14 protein-coding genes are annotated in these 15,257 nt (G+C 29.3%); all 14 read right to left on the bottom strand.

Features of this window, described 5'->3' with window-relative positions; all coding sequences use genetic code 11:
• Positions 1-275 precede the first annotated feature (275 nt).
• The 14 genes from rlmC to EL259_RS06505 all read right to left on the bottom strand — a co-directional run bounded on the left by rlmC (position 276) and on the right by EL259_RS06505 (position 15,250).
• A complete protein-coding gene (gene rlmC / locus EL259_RS06565; RefSeq protein WP_126600107.1) occupies positions 276-1,457 on the bottom strand; it encodes a 23S rRNA (uracil(747)-C(5))-methyltransferase RlmC in 1,182 nt (393 codons plus the stop codon).
• The gene (gene nagZ / locus EL259_RS06560) at positions 1,457-2,536 is read right to left on the bottom strand and encodes a beta-N-acetylhexosaminidase (protein ID WP_126600105.1); all 1,080 of its coding nucleotides are present in this window, start codon (positions 2,534-2,536) and stop codon (positions 1,457-1,459) included. Before nagZ ends, rlmC begins: the two co-directional genes overlap by 1 nt.
• Before the next feature lies 1 nt (position 2,537).
• Entirely contained in the window at positions 2,538-2,888 is a 351-nt protein-coding gene (hinT, locus tag EL259_RS06555; RefSeq protein WP_126600103.1) for a purine nucleoside phosphoramidase, read from the bottom strand.
• 121 nt (positions 2,889-3,009) lie between these two features.
• Complete coding sequence (locus EL259_RS06550) at positions 3,010-3,279, bottom strand: hypothetical protein (protein WP_126600101.1); 270 nt, start codon at positions 3,277-3,279, stop codon at positions 3,010-3,012.
• A 177-nt stretch (positions 3,280-3,456) separates the two neighbouring features.
• The gene (locus tag EL259_RS06545) at positions 3,457-5,040 is read right to left on the bottom strand and encodes a hypothetical protein (protein ID WP_126600099.1); all 1,584 of its coding nucleotides are present in this window, start codon (positions 5,038-5,040) and stop codon (positions 3,457-3,459) included.
• Positions 5,041-5,107: 67 nt separating this feature from the next.
• Entirely contained in the window at positions 5,108-6,130 is a 1,023-nt protein-coding gene (gene rfbB, locus EL259_RS06540) for a dTDP-glucose 4,6-dehydratase (RefSeq protein WP_126600097.1), read from the bottom strand.
• Positions 6,131-6,277: 147 nt separating this feature from the next.
• The gene (locus tag EL259_RS08585) at positions 6,278-7,525 is read right to left on the bottom strand and encodes a hypothetical protein (RefSeq protein ID WP_172594231.1); all 1,248 of its coding nucleotides are present in this window, start codon (positions 7,523-7,525) and stop codon (positions 6,278-6,280) included.
• Between the two features lie 61 nt (positions 7,526-7,586).
• On the bottom strand, positions 7,587-9,287 hold the full coding sequence (locus tag EL259_RS06535) for a polysaccharide biosynthesis protein (protein WP_232019101.1): 1,701 nt from the start codon (positions 9,285-9,287) through the stop codon (positions 7,587-7,589).
• A gap of 185 nt (positions 9,288-9,472) precedes the next feature.
• Positions 9,473-10,402 (bottom strand): ATP-grasp domain-containing protein, encoded by a 930-nt coding sequence (locus EL259_RS06530; protein ID WP_126600095.1) that lies wholly within the window; start codon positions 10,400-10,402, stop codon positions 9,473-9,475.
• Between the two features lie 9 nt (positions 10,403-10,411).
• Positions 10,412-10,972 carry a sugar transferase gene (locus EL259_RS06525; RefSeq protein WP_126600093.1) on the bottom strand — a complete coding sequence of 187 codons (561 nt, stop codon included), beginning with the start codon at positions 10,970-10,972 and terminating at the stop codon, positions 10,412-10,414.
• A gap of 11 nt (positions 10,973-10,983) precedes the next feature.
• Positions 10,984-11,778 carry an aldolase/citrate lyase family protein gene (locus tag EL259_RS06520; RefSeq protein ID WP_126600091.1) on the bottom strand — a complete coding sequence of 265 codons (795 nt, stop codon included), beginning with the start codon at positions 11,776-11,778 and terminating at the stop codon, positions 10,984-10,986.
• Positions 11,779-11,782: 4 nt separating this feature from the next.
• Positions 11,783-13,045, bottom strand: a complete 1,263-nt coding sequence (locus EL259_RS06515; RefSeq protein ID WP_126600089.1) for a lipid II flippase MurJ — start codon at positions 13,043-13,045, stop codon at positions 11,783-11,785.
• A complete protein-coding gene (locus EL259_RS06510; RefSeq protein WP_126600088.1) occupies positions 13,020-14,006 on the bottom strand; it encodes a hypothetical protein in 987 nt (328 codons plus the stop codon). The genes EL259_RS06515 and EL259_RS06510 overlap by 26 nt, the downstream gene beginning before the upstream one ends.
• Positions 13,997-15,250 carry a glycosyltransferase family protein gene (locus EL259_RS06505; protein WP_126600086.1) on the bottom strand — a complete coding sequence of 418 codons (1,254 nt, stop codon included), beginning with the start codon at positions 15,248-15,250 and terminating at the stop codon, positions 13,997-13,999. Before EL259_RS06505 ends, EL259_RS06510 begins: the two co-directional genes overlap by 10 nt.
• Positions 15,251-15,257: the final 7 nt, after the last annotated feature.

The following is a 15,257-nucleotide window of genomic DNA, read 5'->3' as shown; positions in this document are numbered from 1 at the left end:
TTAAAAATACATCTTATTAGTTATTAACTAAATAGTATTATAATTTTACATATATACCTCATAATAATTATACTATGTTTTAATTTTGTAAAAAATATATTAAAAATAATCAGTTTTTGTAATTTTTTAGAAAAAAATTCTCTCTCATTTCGTAAATTTTTTTACATAATTTATGAATAGATAGCTAACAAAAATAAAAAAAGCACATTTCTGTGCTTTTTTTTATAAAATTTTTAAGATAACTGTACAAAAAATAATATTTATTTGTATATAAGTTATTTCTTATGAAGAATACCTAAAACTTCATAGTGAGAAGTATGGGGGAACATGTCGAAAAGTTGGACTTTTTTGAGTTGGTAGCTACCAAGATGGGCAAAATCTTTTGCCATACTTTGTGCATTACAGCTGGAATACAAAATGACTTTAGGTTGTAATTTTTCTAAAAATGTTGCGACTTTCTCCCCAATTCCACGGCGTGGTGGGTTGACGATAACCACATCGGGAATCGGATGATTTTCAAAATCAAAATGATCGACATCTAACGCCTGAAAATGCACATCCGTTAGCCCTAACTGTTCCGCACTGCGTTTTGCACATTCAATTGCAGATGCAGAAATTTCGATTCCTGTCAGTTTCACGGCATTTTTTGCCTGTAACGCTTTCGCAACATGCAATCCAAAACCACCTGAACCGCAGAATAAATCCCACACTTCTTGGCAAGCGTGCGTTTCTGCCCAATCGCTTAGCCATGCCGCTGCTGTGGCATAAAGCTCACTGGCAACTTGCGGATTCGTTTGAAAAAAGCCTTGTGGACGGATGAATAACGGCACCTGATTAAAATCTTCCGCTAAAAAATGCGTTGGGGTCAGGAAAATCTCCTGCTCGCCTTCTAAGATCGCCGCATTTTTCGGTTGAATATTTAAACTTACCACTTCCAATTGCGGTAACCGTTGCAATAATCCTGGTAATTCACGCTCTATCAAGGCACGCTTTGCCTCGGAACGTAACACAAAACGCAACATCAATTTATGCGTTTTTTGCGATTCAGTAAGCAAAATATATTTCAATTCGCCTTTATTTTTTGCCACGTTATATGGCACCAAGCCCGCACGAGCGATAAAATCTTTTAACTCACTAAAAATCGCTTGAAATTCAGTAGGATATAAAGGGCAATCGCATAAATCGACCGCACTTTGTGGCTCAAAAGGTTTAGGCAAAATGCCGAGAATTGGACGCTCAACACTGCCACTTACCACCATTTTGGCTTTATTCCGAAAATGTGCGAGTGCGGAAACGCAAGGCGCTTGCCAATCGCATTCTCCTAAAAAAGGATCAAGTAACGCACGCAATGCCTGTTCTTTTTGCGCGACTTGCTGAGCGTAAGGAAGGGTTAATTCCGTGCAAGAACGACAGCTTCCGTCCTGGTAATGCTTGCATGGGATAACAAGAGAAGTCATTATAATTTTTCCGTTGGGTCGATTAACGTTTTGGCTTTTTGTTGTTGCCAACGTCGTTGAAGTTCGCCTAAAAATTGCTTATTTTGCTGATAACGTGCTGAATTTTCTAATTCCTTAAACGTCACTGAATGGCGTTTATAAAGGGCATTTAAACGTTGTTGACGTAATGCACTTTGAGTGGGATCTTCTTCCACATGAAACGCCTCAAACACGCTTTCAACCGCAGGGCGATTATTACAAAGCAATAATAAATCGCAACCTGCCTTAAACGAGGCTTGGCAACGCTCCGCATAATTTCCCAAATACGCTGCCCCTTGCATGCCGAGATCGTCTGAAAAAATCGCCCCATTAAATTGCAATTCTGATCGCAAGATCGTTTGCAACCAGTACGGCGATCCACTCGCTGGCAAACTATCGCAAGCAGGATAAATCACATGCGCGGGCATAATCGCTTGCAACGCATTCTTGCGGATAAGATCGGCGAAAGGTTGGATATCTTCGGCGAAGATCCGTTGTTTTGACCGATCATCAATTGGGGTTTCTTTATGCGAATCCGCAATCACGGCACCATGCCCTGGGAAATGTTTTCCCGTTGCAGCCATACCCGCCTCACGCATCCCCGCAATAAAACTTTCACCGAGCGCAATCACTTTTTGGCGATCACAGGAAAAACTGCGATCCCCAATCGCCAAACAATCATGCCCGAGATCTAGTACAGGAGCAAAACTGAGATCTATGTCTAATGCCAAGATCTCCATCGCCATTTGCCAGCCAGCCTCTTTCGCCCAATATTGTTGTTCATTCTCAGGCAACAGACTAAAGGCTTGCATTGCGGGTAATTGTGTAAAGCCCTCACGGAAACGTTGTACCCGACCGCCCTCTTGATCGACCGTAATTAATAACGGTTTCGCAACTCGACGGCGCAAGGTCTGCACGAGATCCTGCAACTGCTCACGATCCGCAAAATTACGGCTAAACAAAATCACCCCCGCAACCAATGGGTGCGACAATAAACGCACATCCTCATCGGTTACGGTTGTACTAGCAAGATCGATAATAAAAAGATTTTGCGCAGTCATTTTATTTCGCAAGCATTTTACCAAGCGGTTCACCACCGACAAGGTGCATATGTAAATGGAAAACTTCCTGACCACCGTGTTTATTACAATTCACGATAAGACGATACCCATCTTCCGCAGTCCCCGCCTCTTGTGCTAACTTCGCCGCAACGGTAAATAAATGCCCCAACACTTGCTCATCAGCAGGTGTCACGTCATTCACGGTTGGGATAATTTTATTTGGGATAATCAAAATATGGGTCGGCGCTTGTGGCGCAATATCACGAAATGCAGTCACTAAATCGTCTTGATAAACGATATCTGCAGGAATTTCTTTACGAATAATTTTACTAAAAATAGTTTCTTGTGGCATAGGAGGGTCCTCAAATATTAAAATTTGAGGACTAGTTTATCATGAGAGAGAATAGTAGGTAAGGAACTCCATAAAATTTTCATGAAGTTAAAATTAAAAATATGGTATTTACAATCAAATACTATTTTTCTGATTTATACTTACTAAGACCGTCTTCGTACCCTATATCATAAGCGCGTTGGGCATCCTTATGTCGTGCACTACCCGCCTGACTTATTAAAATACGAGGGTCATTACTAAGATCTGATTTTCTAGTATTATTAAATCCATCTTTTAGCCCTGCCTCATAAGCACAACCCGCACATTTATGACGTAAACTTCCCCCTTGAGATTCAGGAAGATTTTCTAACACTTCTGCATAACGATGTTTCTTTTTACAAATATCAGGCATATAACTCCTCAACTTAATCTGATAAAGTGGTTCTAAAAAGTGGAGGCTTATTATCCATACCAAATAATTTTTGATCAATATGTGCAGATATACAGCTATTTTTATTAGATTGGAAAAATTACGCCCCAATTTTCATAAATTTTTATGAGAATTGAGGCGTGATGGGTGGGATTTGGATTAGCGTTTGGTGTGGCGTTTAACTGCTACGATGAGGTGCCAAGTACAGATACCCCAGAAAATGTAGAATAATAGGCTAATGAATTCCATACCTGGTTTGAGTTTAAAATTAAAGTATGAGAAGTTTTTAGCTATATTATTCCACAAATTACAAGAAAATATGCTTTCTTTATATAATGGAAGATTAGAGATATCTTCCATATATCGATGATCAAATTCAAAAACAATAATAGAATATATAATCATAGTAATTATGATTAGTAAAAGCGGTATAATGTAAGAACTACCAAAATTAGATATAATTTCATTAAAATGTAATAAAATTTTTTCAGCTGGATTCTTCTTCCAACTAATTTCTCGATTGTAGGCTTTCATTTCTTCTACGAAGTATTTATTAGCCTCAATAATATCCCCATTCTTATCTAATGAGTTTTTTATAAGTCGATAAGTTTCTCGATTTGTTTTATTGTCATTAATTTCACAATCTTTAAAATTTACTTCACTTAGAAAAAATGTTCTTTCTATTTTAAGACCACCTATTAAATTAGAACCACCAAAATTGACTATCTTATTAAAATAACATTTATTTATATTAAATAAACAATATTTATTTTCCATACTATTAAATTTGATATCAGAAATATAACAGTTATCTTCAAATTTACTATTAATAAGATAAATCTCATCAAAAGAGCTATTACTTAGATCTAAGTTCCCCTTAAATATAGAATTTTTAACTAAAAAAATATTTATTTTCATTTTATTAAAAATAAATGGAATATAAAATAAACTATCATATAGCTTAAATGAATTTATTTTATTAGTTATAAGTTCAGTTAACTCATATCCTTCCATAAAACTACATTTATTAATAAATAATTCATGTATTAAATTATTACTTATTAAAAATGATGAATTAATATTACTATTCTCAATCCATAATACATTATTAAAGTAACAATATTTAAATTGAAGGTTATCTTTAGAAAAATAAATTAGATCATTTACTCTACCTACATTATTTAAATTTACATCACCTAAGACTTGTTGATAATTTGATAAGGTTTGTTTCCTATTTCTATTAATCATCTCATTTCTATGATCAAATTTAATATTTAATACGAATACTCCACTATGGAATTCACATCCATAGAAACTTTCTACTTTTCTATCACTAGAAAATCCCTCATATACAAATATACTTCCCAAAAACTTACAATAATTAAAAGATTTATTCTCAAAAACATCTAAATCATTATGATTATATTTTTCAGGAAACTTTATATTATAAAATTTAATTGAAATTCGGCTAAATAAGTTATATAGATATAAAAAAGTATGACCTAAATAAAAATCTCGTGGATTATGTAGATAGCTCATCAAATCATTTTCACTAACTTTCCCCATAATAACGGGATTATTTAAAATATCTCGTACACTATATCTTAGTAGTGTTTCATGGAATTGTGATACCTCCTCCTCTGTTTCCTTCCCCGTTTTCTCGCAATGCAAAATACATAGATCATCTTTATAAATCTCAAATTCGCAACCTTCATGAGTACATTTTCCTTTTGGGGACTCCATTTACTTCTCCTTTTTATTTTTGTAAAGCTCACAAAATATTATAACAAAACCCCTCTATTTTTTATGACTATTCGTGGGTTTTGTTTTGGGTGTGGTGGTGAATGAGGGTGGTGAGGGCGGTTTTGAAGGGGTGGGTTGGGTGCCAGTTTAGGTGGGTGGTGATTTTGGTGTTGTCGATGGCGTAGCGTTTGTCGTGTCCTGGGCGATCGGTGATGAATGTGATTAAATCACTGTAACTTTTAACCCCATTGGGTTTTACAGGCATTAAGTTATCTAATAATTCGCAAATTGTTTGAATTACTTCAAGATTCGTCTTTTCACAATTTCCGCCAATATTGTAGGTTTCGCCGACTTTACCCTGTTGCAAGATAGTGTGTAATGCTTGGACATGATCATCCACATACAGCCAATCCCTTATCTGTTGCCCATCGCCATAAATTGGCAACGGCTTACCTTGTAATGCATTCGTGATCATCTTGGGAATAAGTTTCTCACTATGTTGATACGCACCAAAATTATTAGGACAATGCGTTATCAAAGTCGGTAAGCCGTAAGTTCTATGCCATGCCTGCACAAGGTGGTCGCTTGCAGCTTTCGAGGCGGAATAAGGACTACTCGGCTTGTAAGGGCTTTCTTCCGTAAATGGCGGATCATTGGGCGCTAAATCCCCATACACCTCATCGGTCGAAACATGCAGAAAGCGGAAAGTCTGTTTTTTAGAAGGTGGCAAAGTTTGCCAATAGTGATAACTCTGCTCTAATAACACACTCGTTCCGACAATATTTGTTTGAATAAAAAGATCAGGTGCGTCAATAGAACGATCTACATGACTTTCTGCCGCAAGATGAATGATTGCATCTGGCTGATAATGCTGAAATAAAGTCCACATTCTCTCGGCATCACAAATATCCGCTTTTTCTAACGTATATTCTGGATGCGATGATACAGATTCTAGTGCTAACAGATTGCTTGCATAAGTCAATTTATCGATATTAATAATGCGATAACGTTCGTGCGTCATTAAATATCCAATTAATGCCGAACCAATAAAACCCGCACCACCAGTGATGAAAATAGTTTTTAATTTCATATATGTATCTCGCCCCAATTTTCATATTTTTTTATGGAAATTGAGGCGTAAATTTTATTTTTCTTTAAAAAATTATAATATCTGAATATATAAAAATAAGATCATATTATAAATATATTAATATTATTAAATAGGTAAGAATAGTTTCTATATGAATAAATTATTCCCCCATATTAAAATTTTTTTATTATTTTTCTTATTTTTCTTATTTTTCTTATTTTCTATATTTTTATATATTTTTTTTTGTATTTTTTTATTCTTTTTATAAAAATCGTCTCCTTCAACACCTATGAAAATTTCATTTTTAATCATTTCTTTAAATTTAGCTATCTCTTTATTATATTTCTCTAATTCATTTTTTATAGTATAAAATCTTTTACTATTCTTACTATAATAAAGTGTATATATATATTCAAAAAATCTAGTATCTTGCTTCTTATCCTTAGTTTCTTTATTATTATCTTTCTCCTCTTTATTATCTTTCTCCTCTTTATTATCTTTCCCATCAAATGGTAAATGTTCTAATAAATTTGCACGAGTAAGATATTCTCTATACTCTCTATAAACATCATCATCTCCCGAGAAAGTATTTATAGCAATTAAGAATAGAATTTCAACTGGTATGCAAGCTCTAACAATAGAAGTATAGTCTTTCTTATTATCCATTCCCCTTTCATTTATTGCTTTGAGTAATCTATATAAAAGAATAAAATATCTCTTAGTTAAATAATTATCTCTAAAAATCTCTCTTGCTCTTGTTTTATACTTTTCACAATCGATATCTTCTTTTGTATAAAAAATATACCCTAACGTTAATTTATATAATAAATCTCTTGTGTTTTCATTAAATTTAGTAGGATCATTTTTATCAAAAAAGACTTCTTTTAGCAGCTTGCTGTGTTCTGAAAATAATGTATCAAATTCATTCTGAAAATTAGATCTTTTCTGAATAAGATACCCTACACAGCCTACAAATAATGTAGCTAAAAAAGTTAAAAATGTAGATAAATTATTTAAATACTCCCAAAAAGAAGATGCTGATGAAATGTATTCTTTTATTACTATCGAAATATTATTAAATATATTTGATATATTAAAAGATAAGATATCATTAAGCATATCTGATACATTATAAGATAATGTACTATTATCTTTAATAAAATTATCCTCAGTACCAATATATACTTGTTTTATTTTAATATTCTTAATTTTAAAATTATTGATCTTTCCTACTGCATTATAATATTCTTGATTTAAAGGATAAGCATTTTCATATTTAATATGATGTTCAGCTGTTCTATAATCATTTAAATTTACATCAAAAAAATGTGGGATATATAATATTATAATTCCAAGAATAACAAAAGGAATAAAAAAACGTATAATTTTAATCATATTATCAATATATTATTAACCCCAACCTTCATAATTTCTTACGAAAATTGGGGCGTGTGGTTTAGATTAGTAAATCGCAGACGGGGTCTGCGGGGTGGAAGTCGGTTGGGGCTTGTTCTAGGACTTTTCGGACTTGCATTGGGTCGAAAGCATCACAAGCTTGTTCTAACTCTGTAAGAATGACATTTAGCTCATCCCAAAGTAAATGTTTTTCAATGGTTGTCATAATCTTAGGATGTTGAGTGCCTTGAGCATTTTTACCGATTAGCAATTCTTCATAAAGTTTTTCGCCAGGGCGTAAACCTGTTACTTTAATTTCGATATCACCTTCAAGGCTATTTTCATCTCGTACTTCAAGCCCACTGAGTTTGATCATTTGACGTGCTAAATCCATGATTTTTACGGGTTGCCCCATATCCAATAAGAATACATCACCGCCTTTGCCCATTGCTCCTGCTTGAATCACTAAAGTAGCAGCTTCAGGGATTGTCATAAAGAAACGTGTAATTTCTGGATGAGTAATAGTAACAGGACCACCTGCGGCAATTTGTTTTTCAAATAATGGAATAACAGAACCTGATGAACCTAATACATTACCAAAACGCACCATACAGAAACGAGTTGTACTTTGTTTTTCAGCTAAGGCTTGAAGTACAAGTTCTGCCATACGTTTTGTTGTCCCCATTGTATTAGTCGGACGAACTGCTTTATCAGTTGAAATCAATACAAAGGTAGAAACGCCTGTATTAATAGCCGCTAAAGCACAATGTAGGGTTCCAAAAATATTATTTTTAACCCCCTCAATAGTATTATATTCTACCATTGGAACATGTTTATAAGCCGCCGCATGATAAATTGTATCAACATGATATCTGCGCATAATCTGTTCTAAACGTGCTTGATTTTGAACACTACCTAGCATTGGAATAAGTTTAATATCGAGATTATTTTGAGCAATAAAATTCGATAATTCTCTTTCAATGGTATAAAGTGAAAACTCAGATAATTCAAACAAAATCAAAGCATTAGGTTTATTATTCACAATCTGACGACACAATTCAGAACCAATTGAACCGCCTGCCCCTGTTACCATAACAATCTTATTCGTAATATCTTGTTGGAGTAATGAGGCAATCGGATCAACTGGTTCTCGCCCTAATAGTTCACCGATTGAAACCTTTTTCAAGGTATTAATGCTAATTTTATTTTCAACAAGATCTTTTAAACCTGGTATAGAATATACATGACACTCTAATCCTTTTAATTTATCCAAAATAATACGACGTTGTTTTTGAGTCGCGCTTGGAATAGCTAACAATATAGATTTAACATTATAACTATTTATTAGATCATTTAGCTTACTAAATCCATAAACTTTCTTTCCATAAACAATAGTTTTCTCTAACTTTATATTATCATCTATAAATGCGACAGGAAAATAGCAATCAGTTTGCTTTAAAGATATTAATAATTGTCTCCCCGCCTCTCCTGCACCATATATTATTACAGGGATTCTTTTAGTTTTAAAGAAGGGATATTCCAATAAAAAACTAGATAATATAAATCTAGAAATAGATATTATCGTAAAACTAGACAAAAAATAAACAAAAAAAATAGATTTAGATATATTTATATTAAATAAAATAGTAAATAAAGTCATTATTACTGATGATAATAGACACCCAATAAAAATAATAAATAATACTTTTCTATCAATAAATCGTAAAATATTTTGATATAAGCCAGTAATAATAAATATCATTAAAGTTAATAATACTGTTGGTATTATTAATTTTAAAGCATAACTATTTAAAATTTGATTATTACTAAGACCTAGAGATACTGAAAAAATGTAGGATATAATAATTAATATTATATCCTGAGAAATCAAGATAATCTTTTTAAGTATTCTAGGAAAATAAATTAAATTTTTTAACATAATCAACCCTATATATTAAATATTCTAAATGCATTATCTACTAATAGAGATGCAAAATTATATCCTTTTTCTTTCCATTTATAAGTATAACTTTCTTGAGTATGCCCACATAAAATAACAGAATTAATTTCTAAAAAATATATTCCACTATCATTAACAATTGCATCAGCTCTAGATAAACCTAAAACAGATATTTTTTCTATTAACTTTTCAGCCTCTCTTTTAACTTCATACTCATTATTTATTTTATAAGTTTCGGATTTATCAAATCCAATAAGATTATCTTCTTTTCCTTTTGAATAATAGAATACATCTATAGCTCTTGCTTTTTTTCCATTAAACAAAATAGGAATAGTTAAATCACTACCTGTAATTAATTCCTCTACTAGAATATCAGATTTTAATTCAATTAGTTTATAATAATATTTATACAATTCAATTTTACTATGGACAGCTATCGGAGGTATAATATCTAAATTAGATTTTAAAACTATTGGAAAATCTATTGTATCTAATATTTTTTTTAAATAACTTTGGTTTTTAATAAGATTATCACTAAATTTAAAAAATAAGAATTCTGGTGTTTTAAATCCTAATTCCTTCATTTTTTCTTTAAGTAAAAATTTATCTTTACATAATAAAGATGTCTCTACATTTATAGATATAATAAATTTATTATCTTCTAAATATTTTGCTAATTTAAAAGCAAGTATATGCCCAGTAGAAATAACTATTTTTTTTACTTGTAACTTAATAAAAAAATCTTTTATTTTTTCTCTTTCTCTATAATCTAATACTAACAATTTATCAGCGATATCATGTCCAGGCTCATTATTCTTACCACAAACTAGAGCAACTTTAAATCCTCTTTTTTTTATCTCATCAGTAACAGAATCTCCACTTCTACCACCAATTAATCCAATATATTCACTTGACATAATACATCCTTAATTACTTACTTTAGTATTTAATAAAACTGGAATTGTTTTTAATAAAATTTTTAAATCTAATAAAAATGATATATTTTTTGCATATTCAATTTCTAATTTAGTTTTACATTCTGTATTTAATAAACTTCTTCCTGAAACTTGAGCTAATCCAGTTATACCAGGTTTAAGGGTATAGACTACCTGATAATCATAATCTAAATTAGCATCAACATCAGGTCTATATCCAATTAAACTCATATCGCCTTTAAAAACATTAATAAGCTGGGGTAATTCATCTAAACTTAGTTTTCTTAAAATTGCGCCTACTTTTGTTATTCTAGGATCATTTGATAATGTACTAGAACCACCTAAGCTAGGAGCATTAAAAACCATTGTTCTAAACTTAATTATTTTAAATGGCTCTCTATTCTGTCCTATTCTCTCTTGAATAAATAAAATATTTCCCTTACTATCTATTCTTATAGCAATAGCTATTACTATAAAAGGTAATAGGCATAATAATAATAATAATAATGAAATTGTAATATCAAGAAATCTTTTAAATCCTTTTTTATACATATTTTATCCCTCTAATTAATAATCTCTAATACCTTTTCTTTTAAAATATTTCTATTATTATAAAAATCATTATCAGTAGCATGATTCCAGTAATTTAATTCATTATTTAATTTATTAATTTCTTTTAAAAAAAGATCTTTACTATTTTCTACGATTTTTTTAAAACTCCTTGATAAAATAACTTGTGTTGCTCCTAAGCGTATATATTCTCCAAGAATAATTCTACCATTTATCGCACCACCTTGACAGGTTGCAATTCCGCCTATACCAAAAGGAATATTTTTTTTCTTAAGTTTATTAACTATTAACTCTATAATACCTCCTGTTAATAATTCAAACATAAAATCTAATCCATAAGCTAGATGTAAATCATTTAACCCAATATGTACTTCATCAATTCCTGGTATATCTAAAATATCATCAATTCTACATACAGCTTCTGAAGTTTCTAATAATAGGCATGTCCTTACTCTACCACCAATAATTGTTAAAAACTCTTTAACCTCATTAACCCTTTTAAACATAGGAAGCATTATTATATCAGCACCGTTCTGTATACATTGCTCTATCTCATATTTAGAATTAATATTTATTGGATTCACTCTAACAAGTAATTTACTTTTCTTCAATAAAGGTTTAATTTTATTAATATCAGTAATAGAATGATTCAGTGTTATTACAGTATCTAAATGCCCTTGACGCTCTTTTTTTCCAAGTACTTCTAAATCAATAAAAATTCTATCTATACCAATAGAATCATAAAATTTAATTAAATCAATATTATTTTCTATTATCATAAATTTCATATAGTCATTCCTCGCTTATTTTGTTTTTGTAGGTATAAAAATAACTACCTCCAAGTATAATTACCGATACTATACTTAAAAATGAAGTACTAATAGCCATATAATATATAGATATATTAAAAATAACTAATAATAAATCTAAAATAACTTTAAGTATAATAATAAAAATAGAAAAATACATTATAATATTATATTTTTCGTAAGAAAATAACATTTTAAGAAGCATACTATTTGTACCAGCAAAAACTACTACAGGTAAAAAACCAATTAAAATATGTGAAATTTCATCAATATTCTCTTTTGAAAAATTAGCACTAAAAAATATAATTGATACAATTTCATGAGAATAATAATACATAACTATTGCAACCAATAATGATATAATTATATTTAATAAAATACTCTTTATTAATAATTGATGTGCTTGAATAAAATATTTTTCTGCAATAAGTCTAGCCGCATCGCTAAATAAAACTATAGCATAAGTTGTCAAAAATACAGATACTGGTAAAAGATATATTTTTTCTGCATATGAAAATATTGATAATGATCCCTTTGTCATAAAAGAAGAAAATATTTTATCTATACTTGGTTGTATAAAAACAAGACCATTTGCAATAATCATAAAAATTAATATACTATAAGATATAAAAATTTTATTATTATAAAATTTTAAATTAAAAATTTTTTTATATGTAGCATGTTTAAGATCAGACATAATCCATAACATTCTTCCTGTACTTGCAATAATAATTCCTACAGCTAAATAAATTTTTATTGCACCCAATAATAATGAAATAATTATTATTGAGTTAAATACTAATGTTCCTAATGATTGCTTGGTAAATCTTTTCTCATACTGTAAATATGAAGATGATATAAAAGAAAATATATTTGGAAATACAGATAATAGTGATAATATTAAACTAAAAAATAGAATTCCATTATAAAATTTAAATAAGATAACACTAATTATTATATAGGACAATATAGTTATGATTAATAATTTTTTAGTAAATTCATTAATAATATTTAGCGTTTCCTCTGGAAATCTTGCTAACGTTGGTATTAATATTGCTGATACGGCTCCAGTAATTAATAAACCATTTAAAAGATCTGGAATAGCTAACATTAAAATTATTTGATCAGAAACTTCACCTATCCCAAGTTTTCTAGCAATTATTATTTCACGGAAAAAACCACTAAATCGACCTAGTAATAATCCTATACTAAGAATTAAACTATTTTGTATAATTTTTTTTAACATATTTAATATTTAAAATTAATAAAGTAGATACAATAAAACCACTGATACCAGAAACTAGACTAGAAATCCCAAATATCCCTATGAATCCAGCACTAATTGTTAATGATAAAGGTACTATAATAATATTTATTTTTCTTATAATCTGCATTAGTATAATTAACATAAAAATTAATAATGGGAGTATAAAAATCATCCACCCCCTAAAATATTTTCCAATTCCATGATGTAACATTAAAGAGAAAGACCCAAAATAATCTAAATTTTTATCAATATACATTATAATAATATTTCTAAATATACCTATAAGTAATACTAAAATAGAAATAAAATCAAATAACACTCTATAATTTATAGATCTAATTTTTCTAAATTTATTCAATATAAATATAAAAAAATAAAAGGTTATTATGGTACCAATAGCAACAATTGATGTTCCTGTACTAACCGTTGTGAAAAATAATGCTATTAATAAATTTAATATAAATTTAATATATCTAATGTTTAAAATAAAATATCTTCTATAAAATATTTTTAACAATAATGAATTACCATAAATAGCAAAAGCTATTCTACCATTCATAAATATAGTTAAAGTCATTAATGAAAGTAATATTAGTGTTTTTATCTTATTATTTACCGGATATATATATATAATGTTTTTATAAGTTAAAAAAATTAATAAAATTACTGCTATCCCAAAAGATAAATTAACATTAATAGAAAAATAATCATATAAAAAATAGAAAGGTAGCATTAATAATGTTCTTAATGTGTGTGGATTATTTTCTTCTAAATAAAATATAACACTACTATATTCTTTTAAATGTTCATTATTAACTATATTTGATACCAAATAAACTACCTGTGGTAACATATCAAAGGATAGAATACCTAACCCAGTAAATAATAAGAATAAATATAGTACACTATTCTCAACAATAAAAATTTTTTTTAATCGCATATAGAATTTTCTCTACATAAAGAATTGATAAAAAGTTGAATTATTTTGTGAACTGAATTCGTACTTTTCGTTATTTTTCTTAATAAAATACTAGGATTATCTAGTAAAGATATTAAATTATCCTCTAATTCATCAAACCCCATACTAAACAAATATGGATCCATCATAAATCTAGATACTGGATAGGTTCCTTCTAAATTATGATGAAAAGTACATACTGTTTTCCCTGAATAAATACTTTCTAATGCAACTGTTGAATATTGAGTAACAATAATATCTCCTAGAACGATACTTTCCGGTAAAGTTAATATATCATGAATAAACTTTAAATTAGAACAATCTAGTTTTCCCCAATAATCTTCTATATTTTCACCTGGATGAAGACGTACAAAAATATTAATATTATATAATGATGATAAGTTATTAAATACTTTTAATAATTTATTATAAAATTTAAGTGTTAGTTCTTTATTTATAAAAGAAATCCTCTGAGAAAAAAACACAATATTAATTGCACTTCTATTATACTTAAAAAGATGTAATTTGTCAGTAATTAATCTTCTATCCAGAGATTTTATCTCTTTAACCGTATTTTCTACAGCAGGTTGCCCCAATGAAAAATATTTTATATTTTTTTTATTATTTAATTTTAAGTTATGTATTACATATTCATCCATAACTATAATATTACGAGAAGAGACTTCATGATTTTCTCCAAATAAATCTATTATCTCATAATTTTCTATATTTAAGTTGTTTGCTGCTAATAAAGCAGCTTTCTCAAATCTTGGAGCATTCGTAGCACAAACTAGTCTAGGCTTTAAATTTTTTAGGATTCTTTCCATAGTTATCTTAGGAAGAAATGCTGCACGATGAAAATTATTATATTGCTTGTAAGCTTCTTCTTTTCCTCTCGCATGAATTAAATCATACAAAGATAATCCTAAATATAATATTGATTCATATTCACTAACAGTCCCGTCATCTCTATAATTTTCAGATAGAATACTTTTACCTAACTTTGTAATTTCTTGTTTTTCTTGTACAGAAAATATTTTTATTATATCCTTTAATCCTAATGTATGATGGGGAAATTTTTTTTTCATACTATTATGAGCTAAGGTTAGTGCTAGTATTTTAAAATTGATTTTAGGATGATTTTTTATTAATTCTTCAGCTAATGGCTTTATTATGGCAGAATGTCCACCCCCATAGCATACAAATAAAATATCTATTTTTTCCATAATGTTC

The organism is Actinobacillus delphinicola, from assembly GCF_900638385.1.
Taxonomy (GTDB): Bacteria; Pseudomonadota; Gammaproteobacteria; order Enterobacterales; family Pasteurellaceae; genus Actinobacillus_C; species Actinobacillus_C delphinicola.
This window is presented reverse-complemented; position numbering and strand designations above follow the sequence as displayed.